This window comes from Glycomyces sp. TRM65418 (assembly GCF_019710475.1).
Classification (GTDB): domain Bacteria; phylum Actinomycetota; class Actinomycetes; order Mycobacteriales; family Micromonosporaceae; genus Glycomyces.
In genome coordinates this window covers 312,000-334,088 of sequence record NZ_JAJFAX010000001.1, presented here as the reverse complement: position 1 = coordinate 334,088, position 22,089 = coordinate 312,000, and the positions used below count along the sequence as shown (strand labels likewise).

Genomic DNA, 22,089 nt, shown 5'->3' with positions numbered 1-22,089 from the left:
CGACCCGCCCACGACCGATGAAGGAGTCCACCGGGACGCGCGTCTTCGGCGTCGTCAACGCGACCTTCCTCGTCCTCCTGTGCCTGGTCATGCTGTACCCGTTCATCACGGTCCTCGCCCAGTCGTTCAGCTCGCCGGGCGCGATCAACGCGGGCCAGGTCAGCTTCTGGCCCGTCGGCTTCAACACCGACACCTACGGCGCGGTGATGTCGAACGAGATGTTCTGGCGCAACTACGGCAACTCCGTGCTGTACACCGTGGTCGGGACCCTGATCGCCATGGTCCTCACCACGACCTACGCGTACGTGCTGTCGAAGAAGCACCTGAAAGGACGGAAGGCGCTCATCGGCATCGCCGTGTTCACGATGTTCTTCAACGGCGGCCTCGTGCCCAACTACGTGCTCATCTCCTCGCTGGGCATGAAGAACACCATGTGGGCGATCGTGCTGCCCGGGGCGATCTCCGTGTTCAACCTCCTCGTCATGAAGTCGTTCTTCGAGAGCCTGCCGAAGGACCTCGAGGAGGCCGCGCAGATCGACGGGCTCGGCTGGTACGGCATCTTCGGGCGGATCGTGCTGCCGCTGTCGAAGGCGGTCGTCGCCACGATGGTGCTCTTCTACTCGGTCGCCTTCTGGAACGACTGGTTCGCCGCGTTCCTCTACCTCGACAAGACCGAGCTCTTCCCCGTCACCCTGTTCCTGAGGAACCTCATCGCGGGGGCCTCCACCTCGGCTTCCGAAGGGGCGGCGGCCGCGGGGACGACGACCGCGCTGGTGTCGACCAACATCCAGGCGGTGACGATGATCCTCACCGTCATCCCCATCCTGTGCGTCTATCCCTTCGTGCAGCGCTATTTCGTATCGGGGATCATGCTGGGCTCGGTGAAGGGATGAGACGCGACGCGGAGAGGCGCGCGGCCGAAACGCGCAGGGCGGCGGGAGCATCACGATGACGACGCACGCCGACGAGATCGGCCCGGGGGCGCTCTCCCGGCTGACCGCCGCGGTCTACCGGTACCTCGTCCTCGGAGTGTTCCTCGCGGTCGCCGGGCTGCCGACCCTGCTGTTCTGGACCCTGTTGGCGCCCGAGCCCTCGAACGTCGTGCTCTTCACGGCCGCGCTCCTGCCGGCCGCTCCCGCGCTCTCGGCGGCGCTGTACGCGCAGCGGGCCTGGGCGAGGGAACCGGACCTGAGCCCGGCGCGACTGCTGCTTCGCGGGTTGCGGCTCAACCTGCGGGACACGATCGCCTGGTGGGTCCCGGTGCTCGCGCTGACGACGGTGCTGGCCGTGAACCTGCTCTTCGCCGAAGGGGTCGCCGGGGGAGCGGTCCTGCGACCGGTCTGCGCCGTACTCCTGGTGGCGCTCGCCGTGTGGTCGGGTCACCTGCTCGTGGTGACCTCGTTCTTCTCGTTCCGCTTCCGGGACGTCCTCCGCGTGGCGGCGGCGGAGTTCTTCCTCTCATGGAAGTCGTCTCTCGGCTTGCTCGCCCTGTTCGTCGTGGTGATCGCCACGGTGGTCCTGGGCTCCGAGGCGCTGCTGCTCCTGCTGGGAGGGGCGTTCTCGGTGTCGTTGTGGCTCGTCGCGAGACCGGTCGTCACGGACATCACCGATCGATTCACGGTGCGGAACTGACGGCGAGGGGTCGGCCGCCGGGCCCGGTCCCGGGCGAAGCGGCCGACCACTCGCCGGGGCCAGAACCGCCCCGGTCCACTTTGGGAATCCCGCCTGGCCGGTCGAGAAGTCGTCCGCGCGCGTCGAGCAGCGCATCGGCTACCTGCACGCGATGGTCGGGGAGACACCGGCTCGAACATAGACCCTAATGGACGATCACAGTCCTACAGCTGGTCACACACGGACACATGTGCCCCGCGAAGGAGCGCACGTGGGAGGTGCGGATGCAGAGGTAATCGAACCCGCCGTCGGCGCGGTATGGGTAGCAGACGAGGACCAGTAAACGTGACGCCTGTGACCGAGAGCCGGTCACAGGCGATCACATGGGCCCCATGAGGGGGCCGGGTGGTGGACCTTAGCGCCGCTTACTACAACTCATCACCGCAGGTCACGCGCCTGTTGGCGCGCGTACGAGACGTCATTTCGGCCGCCGCGACCCCAGGACGGCACCAGTCGGCACCGGAAGTTTCCGAGCTGGCGGCTGCCTCCCGCAATGGTCAACCTCGGGCGATCCGGGACCGGCTCGCGCCTGAGGAGTTCGAGCGTCTGCTGACTGCGGCTCGTGCGGGGGCCTGCAGGAAGGCGCTGGCGGCCGAGTTCGGAATCAGTCGGCGCAGCATCCACCGGCTCCTGGCCGGCTGAGTCGCGACACGGCACGATCGCTTCCAAGGGAGGCGAGGGCTCCGGCGTTATGGTCGGGCGATGTCAGGATATGAGCGCCGGATCAGCGTGTATGGCGAGCGGCGCGAGACTATCGACGCCCACCGCATCGCCGGAGTCCTCATCCGGATCGCGAAAGCAAAGCAGCTGAGAGCCCAGGGCCTCGCCCCAGAACCCGAACCGGAAGACCCTGGCACGGGGGCGGTAAAGGAAGTCCCGGGCCGCTGCGGACCGTAGGAGCTGCTGAGGGTCCGGCCCCCGCGCCTTCGGTAGCACTACGCTCGCGGCATGCAGCACCTCTCCTCTAACGCTGCTCGACACCGCCATCGCGAACGGCGCGACCGCCGCCACTACCGAGAAGGAACCCCTCAGCCAGCATGAACGACCTCCGCAACTTCATCTACGTCCGCCTTGTTGAGGACGAAGCCACCGCGCGCGCGGCTGGCGCTGCCCCCTGGCACCGCGGCCGCGGTGGCCGCATCGAAGACGGCGCGGGCCGCCTCGTCCTAGTCGCCGACGACGACACGACAGCGCCCGGACCAGCCGACCACATTGTCTTTCACTCCCCGGCGAGGGCGCTCCGCGAAGTCGCCGCCGGGCGCCGCATCCTTGCGCGGCACCGCCCGGCCGACCGTCCTGAGAACGGCGTCTGGGCCTGCTGCGGATGTGGTGAATGGTTGAACTTCGACGGCGACCTCGAGTCCGAAGTTGCCGACATCGCCCGCTGCCGCGAGCTCCGCGACCTCGCCGCTCCCTGGGCCGATCACCGCGACTACCGACCCGAATGGGCGCCTGACGAGGCTCGACCTGTACCCGACCGGTGATGCGAGGGCAACTCCATGGACGCGAATCAACCGGCCACCCGTCGGAGACTGGCTCTGACGTCATGCCCTGCTCAGAAGATAAAAATGCCTGCACTCTACGCGGGATGTCCGACGTTCGGCCTCCAAGCATGTCTCGTCAATTAAAGTCCCTCCTCTCTATGCGCGATGTTTTGATTATGCATAATCGGGCGAGGCCGCCTCGACCGTGATCCTGGCCTCCAGCAGGGCCGCCGCGGTCCTTTCGGCGAGAGTCCGGGGTGCGCGTTTATCAGGCGCAGCCCATGAACCCGCAGGTTGACCAGCCCATCAACGGGCGGAGCCGGGTCCGGTCGAAGGTCCTTGCCGAAGTGATTCCAGTTCCTCGATCGGGAAGGAAATCCCGCCCCAGGCCCTCGCGTACGACTCGACGCCTCCGCACTGAAGCAACACGTCGTCAGCCATGTGCTTCACGTTGCGGACATACTCCCTGACGTCGACCCGTCCATGCCACCGAAGCTCGCCCCCGCTCCACCGAGCGGACAAGGACTCCATGTCAGCGAACTGCACTATCTGAACATACACATCGGTGCGTGCTCCTCCAAAGAACAGGCAGGTCCCGGAGGGTTCTGCGGGTAGATAGGCGAACGCCGATCGTGAACCTCTGTGAAGGTCGACGGCGGCCTGCACAATGGAGCCGAGACCGTCACCTATGTACGTTGTGTGCACTTCGACGCTCTCCGCCGCATGCTGGAAGACAAGGTCGGCGGAGCCTGCATTCCCCATGTTCCACTGGAGCGAGAGAGCCGTCATTGATCCACCCTGTTGAGGCATCGGAAGGGCGAAGCCCCTCCGGGCTGAGTATGTCGGAAGCGTAGATCCGTGGCGCGCGCCGCTACTGTGCCGGTCCCGGTTTGGATGCGGCCCTCGGCTGGGAGGTTTCCCTCCCGGAAAGGGATCCGAGTGTCCGACGGCCCGATGCGCGGAGGATGGCTCGTATTGCGCGGTCTGGCCGGCGTTCATGAGAGCCGGGGTGCCTTTCGAAGGCGTTGCGCGATCAGAAGGTGCAGGGTCACAGCGACGACGAGCTGCAGCACCAACGGGGGCATGAAGAACATGCCGGTGGCCGCCATGATCGCGACCATGTACGGAATCATTGCGGCATAAGGGATGAAGATCCAGTTTTTGGAGTGATGCGCGAACCGCTTCGTCGTCAGCAGCGCGGTAGGGAGGACCACGAGCGCAACGCCCAACCCGACCCCCAGTCCGGCGATGGCTGCCATAAGCCGCATCAGGACAAGATCGGGCCCGCCGGTCGCAAGGAGCGGGAGTGCCACCAGCGGCACTGCTGTGATTCCGGCATTCAGGGCGGACCACAACATGAAGGTTCTCCAGAATTGCTTCACCGCTGCAACCTACCCGGCCGTTTGAGACGCGACATGGCACCGTCGCGTCCGTAGAACGTGAGGACTCCGGGGTTGCGGCTGGGCGATATTGCGCGACGGTCGGCGAGCGCGTTTGCATGGATAATGAGGCCATGGTGTCGACCTCGCCGCTCCCGCCTTGGCCATCCACGCCGCCTGCGCACGGCGGTGTCGTGCTCCGCCGACCGCGTGAGGACGACATCGCCATGGCCCGGGAGCTCGCTACCGATGCCTACGTTCCCACGATCGGCACGCTGCCGCGGCATGCCAATGACGAGGAGGCCCTGGCATGGATACGTCGGCAGATGGGACGCTACCACGAAGGCGCCGGCTTCTCCTTCGTGATCGCTGAAGCCAGCAACGATACGGCGGTCGGTCAATGCGGGCTCTGGCTCAGAGAACTCGAGGCCGGTCGGGCGTCGGCCGGGTACTCGATCGCGCCTTCCGTCCGCGGGCGCGGATTCGCCGCCGACGCCCTCACCGCGCTCACCGCCTTCGGATGGACGGTGCCCGGACTGTTCCGGATGGAGCTGTACATCGAGCCTTGGAATACCGGTTCGATACGAACTGCCGAGCGCGCTGGCTACGCCCGCGAAGGACTCTTGCGAAGCCATCAAATCATCGGCGAGGTCCGCCGGGACATGCTGCTGTACGCGGCCATCCGCCCGACTCAATGATGGACCGTTTCTACTTGTGTCCCAACGGTTTAGGATGTCCTGGTGGGCGTGGTGACGGCTGCCGAGGAGTGCTGGATCGAGCCGTTCTCGGGGCTGCGACCCAGGGTGTTCGCCTGGCTGGTGCGGCAGTTGGAGCGCGAAGGTGCCGCCGCGCCGGGGCCGGCCCTGGCGCCTGTGCCTGGCCGCCTACTGGCGGACCAATCTAACCCTGCGCCAGCTCGCGCCCCTGTTCGGTGTCTCGAAGTCCGCCGCCGACCGCATCATCGACGACCTGGGACCGAAGGTGGCGTTGCGGCTGCGCAAGCGGTTCGCGCCCGGCACCGTCCTCATCGTCGACGGCACCCTGGTGCCCACCCGGGACCGGTCGATCGCCGCGCCGAGCAAGAACTACAGGTACTCGACCAACCACCAAGTCGTCATCGACGCCGATACGCCACTGGTGGTCACCGTGGGCGCGCCGCTTCCGGGCAACCGCAACGACTGCATCGCGTTCGCCGATTCCGGTGCCGAGCACGCCTGCCGCAATCACAACGTGATCGGCGATGGCGGCTACATCGCCACCAGCGCGATCATCCCGCACCGTCGCCGACCTACCGGCCTGGAAAGCCGAGCACAATGCCTCGCACCGGGAGGTCAGGGCACGGGTCGAGCACGCTTTCGCGCGGATGAAGACCTGGAAGATCTTGCGAGACTGCCGCCTGCGCGGCGAAGGCGGCGCGATCGCGATGAGCGGTATCGCCAGTCTCCACAATCTCGCCCGCACCGCCTGACCCGCACCGCGACTGCCACAACGTCTCGCCCACGACGATCCCCACCCAAGCCACGGAAGTGGGGATTCTGCGTGGGCTGGATTCAGGTGTTTCTCATTGGGGTCCTGAGTGGTTCCAAAGGTCGCCATGAGGAAGCTCTTCCACCACCGGGACTCCCTTCCCGCTCGCGTTCACCAGCTTCGCGATCTTCTGCGCGCAAGTTCCTGGGGTGGAGCCGATCTCGGATCCGGGGACGACCCGACAACCTGGGGTGACTACGGCCGAGCATGCGCTGTTGACGACTATCACGGGCTCGTTGCGTTCGGCCCCATCACCGATGAAGCCCACGCGCTCGTCCTCGGCGACGAGCCGCTTGCATCCGCCTATCTGGCCGAGCATCGTTGCATCGTCCGATGGTGGTGCGCTGATACCGAACACCAACTGCTCGCCATGGTCGACGACCAACTGCCGCATGCGCGATGGCTTGGTGTGATGGATTGGCACGTTCCGCCCGGAGGGCTGGTGACGATCGACGCCGCCTATTCGGTCGCTGACTACGGGCCTGACGGGTGCATCGAGGGCGATTTCGTGCGCATCGACTGGCCACCCGGCCCCTGCAAGGTGGACACCGCCCGGCTCACGAACACCGAAGGATCAGCTGTCGCCATCGTGCACCGGTTGCTCCCGCAAAGATGAGAAGCAGGCTCGGTTCAAACGGCACGCTTGAGGCGTCTCCAGCAGATGAGTGAGCTTGTTTCAACCTGCTGAGCGCTCGTAGTCGTTGAGGACCTGGAGGGCTTTGGCGATGTGGGTGGTCCAGGCGGGGTCGCAGCGGAGCTGGGCGAAGATCGACCATTTCTTGAGCTGGGAGAACATTCGTTCGCCGGGGCCGCGGAGCCGGGTGTGGAGGCGGTTGTACTCCTTCTGCCACTCCGGCTTGCCCTTCCCCTTGAACGGCGTGACCACCAGGTCTCGGTCGAGTCCGTCGTAGCCCTTGTCGCCCAGGGCGAACAGGCCGTGCTCGTGCAGGAGCCTGGGGATCTGCCAGGTCCGGGCGGCAGCGGTGTCGTGGATCGAGCCGCGGATCGCCCCGGAGACCCACAGCAGGTTCCCTCGCGCATCGGCGATGGCCTGGAGATTCATCCCGTGCCGCTGGTGTTTGCCGGAGTAGAAGGGCTGGTCGATCTGGTTGCGGTCGATGTGGACCAGGGTGCCGTCGAGGATCACGAAGGCCGCACCGGAGCACTTCGCATGCTGCAGGGCGTCTCGGATCCCCGGGGCGCGGGCGGCGAGCAGGAGGATGGTCTCGCGGGTGCGTCGCCATGCGGTCGCGGCCGAGATGCCGAACCCGGCGGCGAGGATCCGTAGTGCTTCGCCTTTACGCAGGTAGGCGAGGGTGAGCAGTGCCTGGGTGCCGGGGTCGAGGACTCGCCAGCGGGAGCCGATGGTCTTGCGGTGGGTGCGGATGAGGCCGGCCACGCGGTTGAGGGTCGAGGTGGACAGGGGTAGCGCGGCAGGGTAGAAAAGCACGAGAGCTCCTGGTAGACAACGGATTTCAGCACCTGCTGTTCTACCAGGGGCTCTCCTGCTGTCTCGGTCCAGGACCTGCCATGTCCTCACGACATCTGTTGCACCGCAACAGACCTCAGGCACGTTGAAACAAGCTCAGTGCGGCGGCCAGTTTGGTGAAGTCCTCATGCAGGAGGAGGTGCCCAGCGGACCGCGCGGCGTTTGAACTGGTGGAAGTGCGCGATGGCCTGTTCAACGACACAGCGGACCTTGCCCAGGCCATATCTTCTTACGGCGGCGTTGCAGGATGATCGCTTCGATCCGCTTGGAGCGCAACCATTCGTGGAAGGGCGGGGTAGGGTTGCGTAATGAGATTCTCGACTAGGGTTGCCTCACGCCTTGAGAGTTCGGGCTGGGCGCCGGGACGAGCCGTAGATATATCAACCTGGGTAGAAGAATTCCAGGGGCAGGGTTACATAATGCATCCATCTGGATGCGCCGCATTGAAGGAGTTCGGCGGCCTTTCAATAGATCCCTTGTTCAAGGAAGGGCCAAACTATTCAAATGATGAGCCCTTGGAGCTCGATCCCACACTGACCGGGGTTGGATTCCAAGATGAGCTCGAAAAGGCACTCGGCGGAGACTGGTGCCCGATGGGTGAGTGGATGAGCCATTCGAGCGTACTTATTCGTGAGGATGGTCTTGTTGTGGCGACCGGATTCTCATGGGTCTGGAAACTGGGTGAATCTATCGAGGATGCAATTGCATTCTCCGTCCTAGGGGATCGGCCGCTAAAGTGCCTCGCAGTGGTTGATCCTGGTGTTAAACCCTGGCCTCCGGAATAGCATCTTTGCTCGAGACGATCATCCAGTGGCACAGAGCCTCTCTCATCGTGAGTGGGTTCCGTTGTGCAGCAAAGCTCCTGGTACAACAACAGTCACCAAACACGTTGCCTCCCAGGGGCTTCCGAATGTTGTTGTTCCAGGCCGCGCTGCCGTTGTCGACTCGGACCTTGAACTTCACCGCCCGGCTCATCCGGGCGCATCGTCGCACTATCCGGTCACGGTGGCGGGCTATCGATCCAGGTCAGCAAGCGTTGCTGGCCGTGGCTTACCTGCATCAGGGCCACTCCTATGAGCAGTTGGCTCCCGCATTCGGGATCTCGAGGGCCACTGCCGCGCGGTATCTCAACGAAGTGATCGACCTGCTCGCGGCGCATGCACCACGACTACGAGCCGGGCTGCGGCGAGCCAAGCGCTCCGGCCGCGGCTACGTGATCATCGACGGCACCCTCATCCACGCCAGCAAGTGACGCACTCCAGGAGCCCTGATGCCCGCAGCATCGTTCTCCGGGTCGAAACGAGTTCAACGGAGGATGTCCGCGACGTCTACCAGGCCGGAATCATCGAAGTTCGCCACGGCCCGCGCGCTCCGTCGGCCCCCGCGAGTGGCCGCTGACGGTACATGGCGCTGCTCAACCCTCGCGCCAGGTGGACCGCTTGTAATGCCGCGCCATCAGGAAGTGAAGCACCGGCGTGACGACAGCCTGCGGAATCACGACCAGTCCCCACAGGATGCCGGTCATCGGCATGAAGGCGAAGGCGCAAACCCCCGTCGCCAGGTAGGGGACGAAATGCATCCTCGGCGGCGGGTTGCGTTTGAATCGCCCTGCGGACGCGATCGCGCACGGGAGGACAACAATAGCGAGCCCGAAGCCGAATCCCACTACGGCGAGATAGAGCATCACGCCCGCGACGAACTGGTCGATCTCCCCGTTGACGGGCCAGAGCCCCAGGATACTCAACGGCAGCGGCACGATCGCGAACTCGATGAGTATCCAGACCCACAGGTTGCGCAGCCCCTGGCGTACGAGAGTACGCGGAGGCCGCGGTTGTGGCTGGTCGTGTTGGGGCGATGGGGATATGGAGTGGGCAGGCGGGGTTGATTCACCTGACGGCGAGGACGTGGAAGGGTTCACGGCGGGCGCTTTCAGTTGTGAAGGCTGCGTGCTCAACCGGGCGGGCTGAGCGAGCACCGAACGGTAACGGTCGGAAACCGCACTGTCAAGCCACCACCACCTCCGGCACTAAGGGCTGTCCCGGAAGTTGATTTTGGGTGTGGGCGTGGTGTCCGGCCGGTGTTTTAGCTGGCGAGGGTGAGGTTGTGGAGACGGGCGATGCCGGACACGGCCTCGGCAACGCCGGTCCCTCGTAGGCGGCAATCACGCATGGTCTTCCAGTGCTTCATCGCCGCGAAGGTGTGCTCGATGCGGGCGCGCACTCGCCGGTGGCAGGCGTTGTGCTCTTCTTTCCACTCGACCAGCGGCTCGTCCTTATGCTTGCGACGGTGCGGGATCACCGCGCGCGTGCCGGGATAGCCGCCGTCGGCGATCACGGTCGCGGTGCGAGTGGCGTGGTCGACTCCGGACTCACCGAAGGCCTTGCAATCGTTGCGGTTGCCCGGCAGCGTCGTCCCGACCGCGACCACGAGCTGGGTGTCGGCGTGGATGACCACCTGGTGGTTGGTCGAGTACCGGTAGTTCTTCGATGGCGCCGCGACCTGGTGGTCCCTGGTCGGGACCAGGGTGCCGTCGACGATGAGCACGGTCTCGGGCGCATATCGCTTCCGCGGCCGAAGCGCGAGCTTCGGGGCAAGGTCGTCGATGATCCGGTCGGTGGCGGACTTCGAAGTGCCGAACAGGACCGCGATCTGCCGCATCGTGAGGTTGGTGCGCCAATAGGTCGCGACCAGCACCCGGTCCTCGAAACCGAGCTTCCAAGGGCGGCCCTTGAGCGCCGGGTCGGCGCCTTCGGCACGCAGCTGCCGGATGAGCTTGGCGACTTGCCGGGCGGACAGCCCGCTGGACAGCTCGATCATGGTCTCTTCCGCCGCGCTGATCACACCTGCCACACGAGTATGATCCCATGCGCCCCAACGGCATTGCGTTGCTCTCAAGCAGGGTCGGACGGCCGAGCCTGTTCAAGGTTGGCACGACAGCGGGCGACCTCTTCAGCAACGACCTCCATGAACCACAGCATGACCGCGTGGGGAAGCTCCTTACCGTTGGGACCGAACAGGTGGAGACTCGGCTCCCGATCAAGGTCTTCGTCAGGAACCAATGCCATCAGGAACGCCTCACCTGGCAACCAGGGAACCGTCTTGAAGCTCTCGCTCCAGGACTCGGGGGCATGCCGCGCCTCACTCAGCTCCAGCATCCATGCCTCCTCATCACCGAGGTAACCGACCTCGATGGCGTACTGGACACCCTTGTGCTCCCGAATCAGCATTCCCGCAGGTTCTCACATCCATCGGGTCACGTCACCGGAGAATCGACTCACCAACTTCCGGGACAGCCTTTAGCCGGGAACCCTGGATCTACGCCTACGTGGCGCTGTCGATGTTCACCGGCGTCCGGACCGAGGAGGCGCGGCCGTTGAAGTGGGAGCACACGCACCTGAACCCGGTAGCGGGGAGGAGTGCTCGTGCGGGCGCTGGCATCGGGAGACGCTTCCGGCGCACGTGGAGGTCTGGCGCTCGGTCCGCAAGAAGGGCGAGACGAAGAACGAGAAGAGTCGCCGCACGATCGCCCTGCCCGGTTACGTGGTCGAGATCCTCGCCGGATACAGGACCAAGCAGGCGGAATCCCGCGAGAGGAACGGTCATGGGCATGAGCGCATCGTGTACGTCTTCGGCACGCGGAACGACACGGTCAAGGATGCGGGCAACGTGCGGCGCTACTTCCAGACCATCGTCGAGGACGCGGAGGTCGAAGGGAGCTGGACACCGCGGGAGCTGCGGCATACCTTCGTATCGTGGATGTCCGACCAGGGCGCGGCCGAAGAGCTGATCGCCGATCTCGTCGGCCATAAGAAGACCTCGACCACGCGGACGGTCTATCGACACCAGCTTCGACCGGTCATCACCAAGGGCGCCGATCTGCTGGATGGGGTGTTCGGTGAGACCTTGCAGGAGCCCAGCTGAGAGGCCGATTGGCTCCCTTTTTGGCTCCTACGCGAAAGCCCCGGCTCATCTGGCCGGGGCTTTTTGCTGGTGGACCTTACTGGCTCTTACTACAACTCTCCACTGCAGGTCAGAGCCTCGCTCACCCGCCCTCAGGGATCTCATCGATGCCATCTCGGCCGATGAGCGACCCGAACCGGTGCCTCAGTTGTTCCAACTCGCGATGGCTCCCCGCAACGGCAAGCCGCGAGCGGTTCGCGACCGCCTCGATGTCGATGAGCTGGAGCGGCTGCTAGTCGCTGCCCGGGCCGGGGTGCCACGGCTGCGGCTTGTTGAGGAGTCCGGGGTCAGCCGCAAGACGATCTATCGCCTGCTGAAGGCCAGCAGTAGCTGAGTCGAGGGTCCAGGGAATCGCAGTTGTCGCCCCAGGCACCCTGCGATGCCTGGGCGGGCTATGTCGAGAGGTTGCTCGTAGCTGGGTCGGCTGCGACTGCGGGGTGAGGCTGTCCTCATCCCGGTTACCCGATTCTGGCTCTTGCCTTGTGTTCGGTAATGAGCCTCGCGGCCAGCTCGATCACGACATCTTTGCCGTGAGTCTTGACGGCTGCCCAGGTGACTGCGTCTTCGGCTACCGGCCGGACATTCTGGGGCATGCCATGCCCGATCTGGGCTGAACTGCGGGGCAGTCACGCCTGCTGCGGCCTGCGGAGTGGCTCGCTGTCGAGGCTGGCTGCCAGGGTCGCCGGTGATGCGGCGCGGCGTGGCCAGGTCCAGGCGGAGCGCAGGATGAAGGCCAGGAGCAGCACCTCGAGTCCGATGGAGAGGCCGTAGAAGTAGGAGTAGGTCCAAGCCTCCCCTGCCGCGTTGAACATCGAGACGGGGATGTAGAGCGTTGCTACGACGAGGTTGATGGTGCGGTTGACACGGGCTGGCAGTGTCGCGGAGAGCAGGATCATGAGGATCGGGATGGCCATGAGCGTGAGCGCGACGGCGACGAAGGTTGGGCCGGTGTCGAACTCGTGGACGGTGCCGGCCAGGAGGTCGTCGAGGAAGCCGGGCTTGTACAGGGCGAGGTAGTCGACGTAGATGTAGAGGAACATGAAGCTGGTCCATGCTGCTGCGAGCTTGGCCTGCACGGGCATGCGCAGATCTTCCAGCGTGTTCTGGGACGGCGGATTCTCTGGTGCGGTGTGGGATTGAGGCGTTCTCATCACAATGCTCCCTGGCTTGATTGGTTGGGTGCTTCCACCTTCACAGATGCCGGCGGCGGGCACATCAGCCGCGGAGCCTGGTTCGACCTGGCCACTGGCACAGCTGAGCTCTTGTACTTTCGGCGGATACACCGAGCACGCGGGCCGCCTAGGCTGATCAGATGGCCACCAACGCACTCCGCTCGCTGTGGGCCGAACCTCGACCCACGAATGCCCCGGGCCGGGGCCCGCGGGACTGGGTCTTGGTCGCAGTACTGATCTGCTGGTCGGTGGTGGAAGTGGTGCTTCGCCAGGACTTGGCGCCACGCCCGCTGCAGCTACTCGCGGTGCTCGCGGTCCTCGGCCCCCTGCTGTGGCGACGCACGCACCCGCTCGTCGCGGTTGCGGTCTCCTGCGGCACGTTGACGATCGTCGACCTCGTCAGAATCCTCACCGGGACGCAAGGCACCATGCTGAACAGCACCCTCGCGGTGCTGATCCTGGCCTACGCCCTGTTCCGCTGGGGTTCCGGACGGGAAGCCGCAAGCGGCCTCGGCGTCATCCTGCTCTGGCTGGCCATCCTCACCACCCACGGCGCCGACCCCGCCACCCCGGTGGAGGCGGCCGCAGGATATGCGTTCTTCCTGTTCGCCGCCGCGCTCGGCGCCGCGATCCGCTATCGCGCGAAGATCCGCATCCGCGACATCGACCAAGCCAAGGCCCGCGAACGCGAACAGCTCGCTCGCGAACTCCACGACACCGTTGCCCACCACGTCTCGGGCATCACCATCCAGGCCCAAGCAGGACGTGCCATCGCGGCCTCCCACCCCGAGGGGGCCATCGAGGCCCTGGCCGTCATCGAGGACGCAGCGACCCGCACCCTCGGCGAGCTGCGCGCCATCGTCGGCGTGCTCCGCGCCTCACAGGACACCGGCTTCGCGCCGCAGCCCGGCGTGGCCGAAGTCGAGCAGCTCGCCACCGATGGCCAGACGGGTCCCTGCGTCGAGGTGACGCTATTCGGCGAGTTCGACGACCTCAGCCCGGCGGTCGGGGCCGCGATCTACCGCCTGGCCCAGGAGTCCATCACCAACGCTCGACGGCACGCCCGCCACGCGACCCAGGTCACCGTCGCCGTCACCGGTGACGCCGACCAGGTACGGCTGACCATCGACGACGACGGCTCCGCCGCTGGCGGCCGCGCCCCAGCAGGCTACGGCCTGGTGGGCATGCGCGAACGCGTCTCACTGCTCGGCGGCACCTTCCACGCAGGTCCCGCCGCCGAGCGGGGCTGGCGGGTAGAGGCGGTCCTGCCCCGAACCGGGACGCCACGATGAGCATCAGGGTCCTCATCGCCGACGATCAGCCCATCGTGCGCACCGGGCTGACGATGCTGCTCGATGCCCAGCCCGACATCGAAGTGATCGGCGCGGCCGCGGACGGGCGCGAGGCAGTCCGCCTGGCGCTCCAATTGCGCCCCGACGTCGGCCTGTTCGACATCCGAATGCCGCTGATGGACGGCATCGAAGCCACCCGACGACTCGCAGGCCCCGACGTCACCGACCCCCTGCCGATCGTGGTCATCACCACCTTCGACCTTGACGAGAATGTCCACGGAGCGCTCAAAGCCGGCGCCCGCGGGTTCCTGCTCAAGGACGCCGGACCCGCCCTGCTGACCCAGGCCATCCACGCCGCCGCCGCCGGAAACGCACTGATCGCACCCAGCGTGACTGTCCGACTGCTCGCAGCGTTCGCCCATGCGCAGACCTCACCACCCAGGCAGCCGATAGAACCGCTCACCGCCCGCGAGGAGGAAGTCCTCGTGCCTGTAGCGCAAGGCCGCACTAACAATGAGATCGCCAGCGAGCTCCATATCACCCCAAGCACCGTCAAAGCCCATCTCGCCAGCCTCATGCGAAAGCTCGGCGCCCGAAACCGCGTCGAAGTCGCCATGTGGGCCCACGAGACCGGCCGCATCTGACGCCGCAAAGGCTCCGCCGCTAAAGGTTGTCCCGTTATTGGTCCTGGGGATTCGATCGCGCTGGCGTCCGCGGTGACTCGCTGGGGATCAGGCGGTGCGGGCAAGGTTGTGAAGACGGGCGATACCGCTCATCGCGATCGCGACCCCGTCGCCTCGCAGGCGGCAGTCCCGTAGGATCTTCCAGGTTTTCATCCGTGCGAAAGTGTGCTCGACGCGGACGCGGACGTGCCGGTGGGAGGCGTTGTACTCCTCCTTCCAAGCTGGCAGCGCCTGCCCGGGCTGATGGCGGTGGGGAATGATCGCGCTGATGGCGGTGTGGCCGCCATCACCGATCACATCATGATTGCGGCAGGCGTGCTCGGCCCCGGATCCGGCGAACGCCTTGCAGTCGTTGCGGTTCCCCGGCAGCGGCGTGCCCACGGTGACCACCAGCTGCGTGTCGGCGTCGATGACGACCTGGTGATTGGTCGAGTAGCGGTAGTTCTTGCTCGGCGCGCTGACCGACCGGTCCCGCGTGGGCACCAGGGTGCCGTCAACGATGAGCACGGTGCCCGGCGCGAACCGCTTACGCGGCCGCAGCGCGAGCTTGGGGCCCAGGTCGTCGATGATGCGGTCGGAAGCGGACTTCGAGATCCCGAACAGGGGCGCGAGCTGGCGAAGGGTGAGGTTGGTGCGCCAGTAGGCGGCCACCAGCAGCACCCGGTCGGTCAGCGGCAGGCTCCAGGGGCGGCCCCGACGCGCCGCGTCGGGCCCTCGCGTTCGAGCTGGCGCACCAGCCGGGCGAACACCCGGGGCCGCAGCCCCGAGAACGGTTCGATCCAGCGCTCCTCGGCAGCGGTCACCACACCCACGCGGACATCCTAAACCGTTGCGCCGCAACTAATAACGCGACAGCATCAAACCTGCTTGCCGTCGCCGGACCGGTCGGGCACACTGGCCCGATGCGTATCCGATCGGCCTCCATTACGGACCTGCCCCGATGCCGGGACATCGAACGCGCCGCGGGCGAATCCTTCCGGCCTATCGGGATGTCCCCGATCGCTGACGACGAACCGCTCAGCCTGGACGACCTCGCCCGCTTCCAGCGGTCGGGGCTGGCCTGGGTCGCCGTCGATGGCGAGGACCGGCCGGTCGCTTACCTCATCGCCGAGCCGGTGGACGGCGCCCTGCACATCGAGCAGGTCTCGGTCCACCCGGACTGGGCGCACCGCCGCATCGGCCGCCGCCTGATCGAGCACGCCGCCGGGCATGCCGCCGCCCAGGACATGGAGGCGCTGACCCTCACCACCTTCACCGAGGTCGCCTGGAACGCCCCCTACTACGCCCGCTGCGGGTTCGAACCGATCCCGGCGAACAGCCTGACCCCAGGCCTCCGCAAGATCCGCGACCGGGAAGCCGCCCACGGCCTCGACCGCTGGCCCCGCACCTGCATGCGCCGGATCCTCTAAACACACGGCCACGGCCTCAACCTCGGTGGACCATCACATCCTTACGGGACAGCCTTTAGCCAGCCTGAAGACGAAGGTCTCGACCAGCTACCTCGGACGCATCCTCGGAACCCTGCGCCGCGTGATCCGCTTCGCCCAGCGGCGCAACAAGGTCGCGCGGAATGTCGCCGAGCTGGTGGAAGCGCCGCTAGGCAAGGACGGGCGTCCGAGCAAGGCCATGACCCTTGAGCAGGGGAGGGCCCTCGTGCGCGGGTGCCGGCAGAGCCGGGAGCCGTGGCTCCATGCCTACGTGGCGCTGTCGATGTTCACCGGGGTCCGCACCGAGGAGGCCCGGCCGCTGAAGCGGGAGCACACGCATCTGAACCCCGTCAAGGGTGAGCGGTGCACCTGCGGGCGGGTCCACAAGGAAGACCTGCCACCGCACGTCGAGGTGTGGCGCTCGGTCCGCAAGAAGGGGGACACCAAGAACGAGAAGAGCCGCCGCACGATCGCCCTCCCGTCCTACGTGGTGACGATTCTCCTCGACTACTCGGCGAAGCAAGTCGAGTCGCGCAAGCGCAATGGTCACAAGCACGAGGGCATCGTCTACGTCTTCGGCACTCGCAACGACACCGTGAAGGACGCCCGCAACGTGCGCCGATTCTTCCAAGCCATCGTGAAAGAGGCGAAGATCGAAGGGCAATGGGCCCCGCGGGAACTGCGCCACACCTTCGTGTCGTGGATGTCGGACCAGGGCGCGAGCGATCAGCTCATCGCTGACCTGGTGGGACACAAGAAGACGTCGACCACGAGGACCGTCTACCGGCACCAGCTCAGGCCGGTCATCACGACGGGCGCGAACCTGCTCGACGAGGTCTTTGAGGAGGAGTTCCGAGAGGCCGAATAACACCGGCAATGGCCCCGGATTTGGCGACAGAGAGGGCCCGGCGGATATCCGCCGGGCCCTCTCTGTGCTGGTGGTCGATACTGGGATCGAACCAGTGACCCCTCGCGTGTGAAGCGAGTGCTCTCCCGCTGAGCTAATCGACCGGGACGAGGTAGAACTGTACCCGAGTCCGTTGCGGGGGAGTGCAGTGGGGGGTTGTCGGTTCCTCCGGTCACACGGGGTGGGTTGACAGGGGCGGGCGGGGTCGATAGTCTTCGATGCGTTAAATCGTTTCAATTGAGGTCTGGGCGCGTCCCCTTCGCGATTTCGGCGCGTTTTCGCAGGCCTCGCGCGTTCATCGAGGAGCCCCTTCCATGAGTCCTCCCAATATGTTTCGTAGAGTCGTCGCGATGTCGCTGGTCGGTGCGCTGGCCGGAGCCGGCGTCACGGCCTCGGTGCAGGCCCACGGCGGCGGTCATCGCGACGAGATCCAGCTCGAACGGCTCGACCGCGGTCTCGTGGCGGCCGTGACCGACGAGGGCGTGTTCCTCAGCTGGCGGCTGCTCGCCGACGAGGTGACCGGTTATAACGATTCAGGTCTGACCGGCGCCACGTTCAAGGTCTACCGCGACGGCAAGAAGATCGCCACCGTCAGCGACTCGACCAACTTCCTCGACGCCGCGGGCACCGCGGACTCGAAGTACCGGGTCGTCGCCCACAAGCGGGGATGGCCGACGGACGTCTCCGCCTCCGTCAAGCCCTGGTCGCAGGGCTATCTCGACATCCCCCTGCAGAAGCCCGCCGACGGGGTCACGCCTGCCGGGGAGGCCTACGAGTACCGCGCCAACGACATCAGCCCCGGCGACCTCGACGGCGACGGCGACTACGAGTACGTCGTCAAGTGGGACCCCTCCAACTCCAGGGACGTCTCCCAGGTCGGCTACACCGGCCCCGTCTACCTCGACGCCTACACCCAGGAGGGCGACCTCCTCTGGCGGATCGACCTCGGCGTCAACATCCGGGCCGGCGCCCACTACACCCAGTTCGACGTCTACGACTTCGACGGCGACGGCATCTCGGAGGTCATGCTCAAGACCGCTCCCGGGACGAAGTCCACCTCGTACGTCCGGGGCGGCAAGGAGCGGTTCATCACCCTGCCTTCCGACGACGTCGAGGCCGGGGTCACCCACGAGGACGACTACCGGCTCTCCGCCGAGGGCTACTACGACCACCTCGTCTCCATGTTCATGGGGTGGCACGAGCACCCCGAGGTCGTCAACGGCGACTGGCCTGCGACCATCGAGGCGGCGCTCGGGGCCGACGAGCAGTTCGACTTCTCGTATCCGCTGTCCCAGGAGGACGCGGAGACCCTCGCCGACCACTTCATCGACGTCTACGCGCCCGCCCGCTCCACTCGGAACCAGCTCCGGAACTTCGAGGGCTTCATCCTGAGCGGGCCGGAGTACCTGACGGTGTTCAACGGCCGCACCGGCCTGGAGATGGACACCATCGACTTCCCGGTCGAGCGCGGCGACGACGGGCTCCTCTGGGGCGACTACGCCATGTCCCGCATCGAGCCCGGCAACCGGGTCGACCGGTTCCTCTCGGGCGTGGCCTACCTGGACGGCGAGCGCCCCACGGCGATCTTCGCCCGGGGCTACTACACGCGGGCGACCATCACCGCGATCGACTGGGACGGCCGCAACCTCGAGCAGCGCTGGCTCGCCGACTCGGGGCACGCGCCGATGTCGAACCCGTTCAACGACGGCCCGCACGGCGTCGAAGGCCCCGACCCCGAGTGGGGGACGCTGACGACGCAGGGCTTCCACTCGCTGAGCGCGGCCGACGTGGACGGCGACGGCAAGCAGGAGATCGTCTACGGGTCGGCGACCCTGGACGACGACGGCTCGCTGCTGTACTCCTCCTACGACACCATGCCCGAGGGCTCGGGCAACCCGGGCGCTCTGGCGAAGCTCGGCCACGGCGACGCCGAGCACGTCGGCGACTTCGACCCCGATCGTGAGGGGCTGGAGATCTTCACGGTCCACGAAGGCGGCCGATGGGCGCCCTACGGCTACGCCATGCGCGACGCCGAGACCGGGGAGGTCCTGTGGGGCGGCTACACCGGCCGCGACACCGGCCGCGGCATGGTCGGCGACATCGACCCGTCGGTCCCGGGCTTCGAGGCGTGGGCCTCGCTGCCGCCCGGCGGGGCCTCCGAGGGCGTCTTCACCGCGACCGGTGAGCCGCTGGAGGGTCCGACGCCCGGCACCAACATGAGCATCCGCTGGTCCGCCGACCTGACCACGCAGCTCGTCCACGGCGCCGCCACCGACGTGATCGAGGAGACGACCATCCGGGACTACACCGACGGCGTGGTCCTGGACGCGGCGGGGACGCTGACCAACAACTGGTCGAAGGGCAACCCCGGCCTGGTGGCCGACGTGCTCGGCGACTGGCGCGAGGAGCTGCTGGTGCGCACCACCGACTCCAGCGCGATCCGCGTCTACCTGTCGACCGAGGTCACCGACCACAAGCTGTTCACGCTCATGCACGACCCGCAGTACCGGGTCGGGGTCGCGAACCAGCAGACCACCTACAACCAGCCGCAGTACACGAGCTTCTACATGGGCTCGGACATGGACTTCGGCGACGTCACGGTGCCGGACTACTACACGCCCAGGCACGGCCGGCACTAGCCGGACCTGCACGACCGCAGTGAGGCGGGGTTCCTTCGGGAGCCCCGCCTTCCGTCGTCCGGGACCCTCCGCACTGAGACATGGGATGATACGAGGAATTCACTTGGAAGCCTTGCTTTCGACCCGCGGTTGCGGTTGAGTGAAGACCGCCCCCGTCATCCCGCCTCAGGCGCCTTCGCGCGCCGAGGTCCCATACGAACAGCATTGGAGTCTTCCTGTGCAGTCCCTCAGACGACGAGCCAGACTCGCGGCCGCGGCCGCGAGCGCGGTGCTCATCGGCGCCGCCGGATTCGCGTTCGCCTCGCAGGCCAACGCCCAGACCGACATCGTCCACATCGGCGAAGTCCAGGGCTCCATCGCCGACGGCGACACCGACTTCTCCTCCCCCCTGGCCGGCAAGACGGTGTACGTGCAGGGCGTCGTCACCCAGGAGACCCTGGACCCCTCCGGCAACCGGGGCTTCTTCCTCCAGGAGCGCGCCGACGCGACGGACGGCGACCCGAACTCCTCGGACGGCATCTTCGTCTTCAACAACCGGTACACGACGGTCCGCACCCTCAACGGCTCGCCCGCGCAGTCCGAGCTGGGCGCGAACTGGACCGTGACGGTGGGCGACGAGATCGTGGTGCGCGCCGTGGTCGGCTCCTACTTCGGGAACATCCAGTTCAGCGGCGGCTCCACCTTCGTCTACGACGTGGTCGAGACGGGCCTCGACCCGCTCGCCGAGGTGGCCGCGGTCGAAGTCGATCCGCCGAACGACGCCACGGCGTCGAAGGAGTACTTCCGCCGCCACCTCGGCATGCAGATGACCGTCCCGGCCGACTCGGTGGTCACCGCCGGGCGCGACGTGTACTCCAGCGGCGGCGAGGTCTGGGCCATGCGCGGCGACAGCGCAGCGGCCCAGCAGGACGGCTACGCGGGCCGCGCCTTCCGCGACGCCCATCCGCTCGACACCGTCGAGGGCGCGTTCGACGACGGCAACGGCTACCTCTTCGTCATGGGCGACCTGGGCATCCGGGCGACCGAGGGCGACACGCAGTCGATCATCGCCCCGGCCAAGACCTTCGACGTCATCACCGAGGCGAACACCGGCGGCGTCTACCTCTCGTTCGCGAAGTACGCCATCGAGGTCGCCGAGGACCTGGCGCTCGAAGGCGGCCTGGAGCCGGCCGAGAACGAGCCGGTCGAGCCCGCGGGCAAGCACGAGGCCGCGGTCGCCTCGTACAACATCGAGAACCTCTACGACACCCGCGACAACCCGAACTCCGAGTGCGACTTCGCCGGCGACCCCGGCTGCACCGACCCGGAGGACCCCGAGGGCAACGTGAACCCGCCCTTCGACTACGTGCCCGCCGCTTACGACGAGTACGAGGCCCGCATGCAGCGCGAGGCCGCCCAGATCGTGGACGACCTGCACAGCCCGGCGATCCTCATGACCCAGGAGGGCGAGGCCCAGGACGTGTGCTCGGTCAATCCCGAGTGGACGAAGCGCTCCGACCTCGGCCAGGACCGCCTCGTGTGCGACCTGGTGAACACCGGCGACGCGAACGAGCACCGCGACGGCGCGCCCGACTCGCTGCAGGAGCTGGCGCTCCTCATCGCCGAGCACGGCGGCCCGACCTACAACGCGGTCGGCGACCTCGACTCGGCCGACACCCGCGGCATCATGACCGGCTTCCTGTACCAGCCCAAGCTGGCCGGCCTGTCGAAGGTGAAGGGCTGGGACCCGGTGTTCGGGGCCGAGCCGGAGGTCGAGTACCCGACCGAGGCCGACGAGATCAACGCCGACGTCGAGAACCCGAAGGCCCTCAACGCGGCGCTGCCGCAGGAGGTCCTCGACCGGTGCACCGGCTCGGGCGTCTACGCCTGCAACGGCTACGACGTCTTCAGTCGCCCGACGCAGGTCGCGAAGTTCCACCTCAAGGACAAGCACGGCCGCAGCGTGGAGGAGATCTTCCTGATCAACAACCACTTCTCCTCGGGCCCGAACAACCGCGTGCTGCACCGCACCGAGCAGGCGAACTACCTCGCGGCCGTCAGCGCCGCGATCCTCGACCACAATCGCAAGGCGAAGGTCCTGGCGGGCGGCGACCTCAACGTCTTCCCGCGCCCGGACGACCCGTTCGCGGAGGGCCAGCGGATCGCTCGGGACTGGGTCGGCCCGTCCGACCAGCTCGCCGGCCTCTACGAGGACTCGGGTCTGACCAACCTGTACGACTACATGCTGGAGGACCACCCCGAGGCCGCCTACACGTACACCTACATGGGCCAGGCCCAGACGCTCGACCAGATGTGGGCGTCCCCGCAGCTGCTGCGCGAGGTCGAGTCCGCGGTGTCCGCGCACATCAACTCGGACTACCCGGCCGACGCGTACGAGTTCGGCGAGGAGCCCGCGTACGGCAACTACGGCGTCTCCGACCACGACCCCGAAGTCGTCGTCTTCGACATCAAGTAGCACG

At 66.6% G+C, this 22,089-nt stretch carries 23 protein-coding genes, 1 tRNA gene and 1 pseudogene; 16 read left to right on the top strand and 9 right to left on the bottom strand.

Annotation, left to right across the window (positions count from 1 at the left end; all coding sequences use genetic code 11):
* Positions 1 to 17: 17 nt before the first annotated feature.
* From K3N28_RS01470 to K3N28_RS01460, 3 genes are all read left to right on the top strand, one after another.
* Positions 18 to 893, top strand: a complete 876-nt coding sequence (locus K3N28_RS01470; RefSeq protein ID WP_374209663.1) for a carbohydrate ABC transporter permease — start codon at positions 18 to 20, stop codon at positions 891 to 893.
* 55 nt (positions 894 to 948) lie between these two features.
* Positions 949 to 1,632 (top strand): hypothetical protein, encoded by a 684-nt coding sequence (locus tag K3N28_RS01465; RefSeq protein ID WP_228090696.1) that lies wholly within the window; start codon positions 949 to 951, stop codon positions 1,630 to 1,632.
* 1,076 nt (positions 1,633 to 2,708) lie between these two features.
* Entirely contained in the window at positions 2,709 to 3,155 is a 447-nt protein-coding gene (locus tag K3N28_RS01460) for a DUF6221 family protein (RefSeq protein WP_228090695.1), read from the top strand.
* Positions 3,156 to 3,461: 306 nt separating this feature from the next.
* Here K3N28_RS01460 and K3N28_RS01455 read toward each other — a convergent pair whose 3' ends face one another.
* Positions 3,462 to 3,944, bottom strand: a complete 483-nt coding sequence (locus tag K3N28_RS01455) for a hypothetical protein (RefSeq protein ID WP_228090694.1) — start codon at positions 3,942 to 3,944, stop codon at positions 3,462 to 3,464.
* A 206-nt stretch (positions 3,945 to 4,150) separates the two neighbouring features.
* Entirely contained in the window at positions 4,151 to 4,537 is a 387-nt protein-coding gene (locus K3N28_RS01450) for a hypothetical protein (protein WP_228090693.1), read from the bottom strand.
* 131 nt (positions 4,538 to 4,668) lie between these two features.
* Here K3N28_RS01450 and K3N28_RS01445 point away from each other — a divergent pair, with 131 nt between their 5' ends.
* The 3 genes from K3N28_RS01445 to K3N28_RS01435 all read left to right on the top strand — a co-directional run bounded on the left by K3N28_RS01445 (position 4,669) and on the right by K3N28_RS01435 (position 6,677).
* Positions 4,669 to 5,232: a GNAT family N-acetyltransferase gene (locus K3N28_RS01445; protein ID WP_228090692.1), complete on the top strand. Its 564-nt coding sequence runs from the start codon at positions 4,669 to 4,671 to the stop codon at positions 5,230 to 5,232.
* A gap of 142 nt (positions 5,233 to 5,374) precedes the next feature.
* Complete coding sequence (locus tag K3N28_RS01440; RefSeq protein ID WP_228090691.1) at positions 5,375 to 6,256, top strand: transposase; 882 nt, start codon at positions 5,375 to 5,377, stop codon at positions 6,254 to 6,256.
* Entirely contained in the window at positions 6,192 to 6,677 is a 486-nt protein-coding gene (locus tag K3N28_RS01435; protein WP_228091377.1) for an Imm21 family immunity protein, read from the top strand. Before K3N28_RS01440 ends, K3N28_RS01435 begins: the two co-directional genes overlap by 65 nt.
* A 60-nt stretch (positions 6,678 to 6,737) precedes the next feature.
* On the opposite strand, the gene K3N28_RS01430 is transcribed toward K3N28_RS01435, so the two are convergent.
* Positions 6,738 to 7,511, bottom strand: coding sequence for a transposase family protein (locus tag K3N28_RS01430; protein WP_228090690.1), 774 nt, complete (start codon positions 7,509 to 7,511; stop codon positions 6,738 to 6,740).
* Between the two features lie 347 nt (positions 7,512 to 7,858).
* On the opposite strand from K3N28_RS01430, the gene K3N28_RS01425 reads away from it, so the two are divergent.
* Both K3N28_RS01425 and K3N28_RS01420 read left to right on the top strand, forming a co-directional pair.
* Entirely contained in the window at positions 7,859 to 8,335 is a 477-nt protein-coding gene (locus tag K3N28_RS01425) for an SUKH-3 domain-containing protein (protein WP_228090689.1), read from the top strand.
* A gap of 125 nt (positions 8,336 to 8,460) precedes the next feature.
* Positions 8,461 to 8,802, top strand: coding sequence for a transposase family protein (locus K3N28_RS01420; protein ID WP_228090688.1), 342 nt, complete (start codon positions 8,461 to 8,463; stop codon positions 8,800 to 8,802).
* Positions 8,803 to 8,964: 162 nt separating this feature from the next.
* On the opposite strand, the gene K3N28_RS01415 is transcribed toward K3N28_RS01420, so the two are convergent.
* The 3 genes from K3N28_RS01415 to K3N28_RS01405 form a co-directional block, all read right to left on the bottom strand.
* Positions 8,965 to 9,306 carry a hypothetical protein gene (locus K3N28_RS01415; protein ID WP_228090687.1) on the bottom strand — a complete coding sequence of 114 codons (342 nt, stop codon included), beginning with the start codon at positions 9,304 to 9,306 and terminating at the stop codon, positions 8,965 to 8,967.
* Between the two features lie 326 nt (positions 9,307 to 9,632).
* Positions 9,633 to 10,400, bottom strand: coding sequence for a transposase (locus tag K3N28_RS01410; RefSeq protein ID WP_228091376.1), 768 nt, complete (start codon positions 10,398 to 10,400; stop codon positions 9,633 to 9,635).
* A 41-nt stretch (positions 10,401 to 10,441) separates the two neighbouring features.
* Positions 10,442 to 10,777: a hypothetical protein gene (locus K3N28_RS01405; RefSeq protein WP_228090686.1), complete on the bottom strand. Its 336-nt coding sequence runs from the start codon at positions 10,775 to 10,777 to the stop codon at positions 10,442 to 10,444.
* Between the two features lie 232 nt (positions 10,778 to 11,009).
* On the opposite strand from K3N28_RS01405, the gene K3N28_RS01400 reads away from it, so the two are divergent.
* Positions 11,010 to 11,471, top strand: a complete 462-nt coding sequence (locus K3N28_RS01400) for a tyrosine-type recombinase/integrase (protein WP_228090685.1) — start codon at positions 11,010 to 11,012, stop codon at positions 11,469 to 11,471.
* A gap of 202 nt (positions 11,472 to 11,673) precedes the next feature.
* Positions 11,674 to 11,844 (top strand): hypothetical protein, encoded by a 171-nt coding sequence (locus K3N28_RS01395; protein WP_228090684.1) that lies wholly within the window; start codon positions 11,674 to 11,676, stop codon positions 11,842 to 11,844.
* A gap of 292 nt (positions 11,845 to 12,136) precedes the next feature.
* Here the strand turns inward: K3N28_RS01395 and K3N28_RS01390 are convergent, their stop codons facing one another.
* Complete coding sequence (locus tag K3N28_RS01390) at positions 12,137 to 12,661, bottom strand: DUF6326 family protein (protein WP_228090683.1); 525 nt, start codon at positions 12,659 to 12,661, stop codon at positions 12,137 to 12,139.
* 161 nt (positions 12,662 to 12,822) lie between these two features.
* On the opposite strand from K3N28_RS01390, the gene K3N28_RS01385 reads away from it, so the two are divergent.
* Together K3N28_RS01385 and K3N28_RS01380 are read left to right on the top strand one after the other, a co-directional pair.
* Positions 12,823 to 13,974, top strand: a complete 1,152-nt coding sequence (locus K3N28_RS01385) for a sensor histidine kinase (RefSeq protein ID WP_228090682.1) — start codon at positions 12,823 to 12,825, stop codon at positions 13,972 to 13,974.
* Positions 13,971 to 14,618, top strand: a complete 648-nt coding sequence (locus tag K3N28_RS01380; RefSeq protein ID WP_228090681.1) for a response regulator transcription factor — start codon at positions 13,971 to 13,973, stop codon at positions 14,616 to 14,618. Before K3N28_RS01385 ends, K3N28_RS01380 begins: the two co-directional genes overlap by 4 nt.
* A gap of 87 nt (positions 14,619 to 14,705) precedes the next feature.
* On the opposite strand, the pseudogene K3N28_RS01375 reads toward K3N28_RS01380, so the two are convergent.
* Positions 14,706 to 15,469 (bottom strand): annotated as a pseudogene (locus K3N28_RS01375) (transposase).
* A 90-nt stretch (positions 15,470 to 15,559) separates the two neighbouring features.
* On the opposite strand from K3N28_RS01375, the gene K3N28_RS01370 reads away from it, so the two are divergent.
* Both K3N28_RS01370 and xerC read left to right on the top strand, forming a co-directional pair.
* The gene (locus K3N28_RS01370) at positions 15,560 to 16,066 is read left to right on the top strand and encodes a GNAT family N-acetyltransferase (protein WP_228090680.1); all 507 of its coding nucleotides are present in this window, start codon (positions 15,560 to 15,562) and stop codon (positions 16,064 to 16,066) included.
* Between the two features lie 25 nt (positions 16,067 to 16,091).
* Entirely contained in the window at positions 16,092 to 16,952 is an 861-nt protein-coding gene (gene xerC / locus K3N28_RS01365) for a tyrosine recombinase XerC (RefSeq protein ID WP_228090679.1), read from the top strand.
* Between the two features lie 68 nt (positions 16,953 to 17,020).
* On the opposite strand, the gene K3N28_RS01360 is transcribed toward xerC, so the two are convergent.
* Positions 17,021 to 17,095, bottom strand: a tRNA-Val gene (locus K3N28_RS01360).
* A gap of 210 nt (positions 17,096 to 17,305) precedes the next feature.
* Here K3N28_RS01360 and K3N28_RS01355 point away from each other — a divergent pair.
* Complete coding sequence (locus K3N28_RS01355; RefSeq protein ID WP_228090678.1) at positions 17,306 to 19,630, top strand: rhamnogalacturonan lyase; 2,325 nt, start codon at positions 17,306 to 17,308, stop codon at positions 19,628 to 19,630.
* A gap of 217 nt (positions 19,631 to 19,847) precedes the next feature.
* The gene (locus K3N28_RS01350) at positions 19,848 to 22,085 is read left to right on the top strand and encodes a hypothetical protein (protein WP_228090677.1); all 2,238 of its coding nucleotides are present in this window, start codon (positions 19,848 to 19,850) and stop codon (positions 22,083 to 22,085) included.
* The last annotated feature ends 4 nt before the right edge of the window (positions 22,086 to 22,089 follow it).

Bases quoted from the DNA above. Each gene is read 5' to 3' on its own strand.
- K3N28_RS01395 (WP_228090684.1), top strand. From the start codon at position 11,674: ATGGCTCCCCGCAACGGCAAGCCGCGAGCGGTTCGCGACCGCCTCGAT.
- K3N28_RS01380 (WP_228090681.1), top strand. From the start codon at position 13,971: ATGAGCATCAGGGTCCTCATCGCCGACGATCAGCCCATCGTGCGCACC.
- K3N28_RS01460 (WP_228090695.1), top strand. From the start codon at position 2,709: ATGAACGACCTCCGCAACTTCATCTACGTCCGCCTTGTTGAGGACGAA.
- K3N28_RS01355 (WP_228090678.1), top strand. From the start codon at position 17,306: ATGAGTCCTCCCAATATGTTTCGTAGAGTCGTCGCGATGTCGCTGGTC.
- K3N28_RS01370 (WP_228090680.1), top strand. From the start codon at position 15,560: ATGCGTATCCGATCGGCCTCCATTACGGACCTGCCCCGATGCCGGGAC.
- K3N28_RS01470 (WP_374209663.1), top strand. From the start codon at position 18: ATGAAGGAGTCCACCGGGACGCGCGTCTTCGGCGTCGTCAACGCGACC.
- K3N28_RS01390 (WP_228090683.1), bottom strand. From the start codon at position 12,661: ATGAGAACGCCTCAATCCCACACCGCACCAGAGAATCCGCCGTCCCAG.
- K3N28_RS01385 (WP_228090682.1), top strand. From the start codon at position 12,823: ATGGCCACCAACGCACTCCGCTCGCTGTGGGCCGAACCTCGACCCACG.
- K3N28_RS01420 (WP_228090688.1), top strand. From the start codon at position 8,461: ATGTTGTTGTTCCAGGCCGCGCTGCCGTTGTCGACTCGGACCTTGAAC.
- K3N28_RS01405 (WP_228090686.1), bottom strand. From the start codon at position 10,777: ATGCTGATTCGGGAGCACAAGGGTGTCCAGTACGCCATCGAGGTCGGT.
- K3N28_RS01455 (WP_228090694.1), bottom strand. From the start codon at position 3,944: ATGACGGCTCTCTCGCTCCAGTGGAACATGGGGAATGCAGGCTCCGCC.
- K3N28_RS01425 (WP_228090689.1), top strand. From the start codon at position 7,859: ATGAGATTCTCGACTAGGGTTGCCTCACGCCTTGAGAGTTCGGGCTGG.
- K3N28_RS01445 (WP_228090692.1), top strand. From the start codon at position 4,669: ATGGTGTCGACCTCGCCGCTCCCGCCTTGGCCATCCACGCCGCCTGCG.
- K3N28_RS01465 (WP_228090696.1), top strand. From the start codon at position 949: ATGACGACGCACGCCGACGAGATCGGCCCGGGGGCGCTCTCCCGGCTG.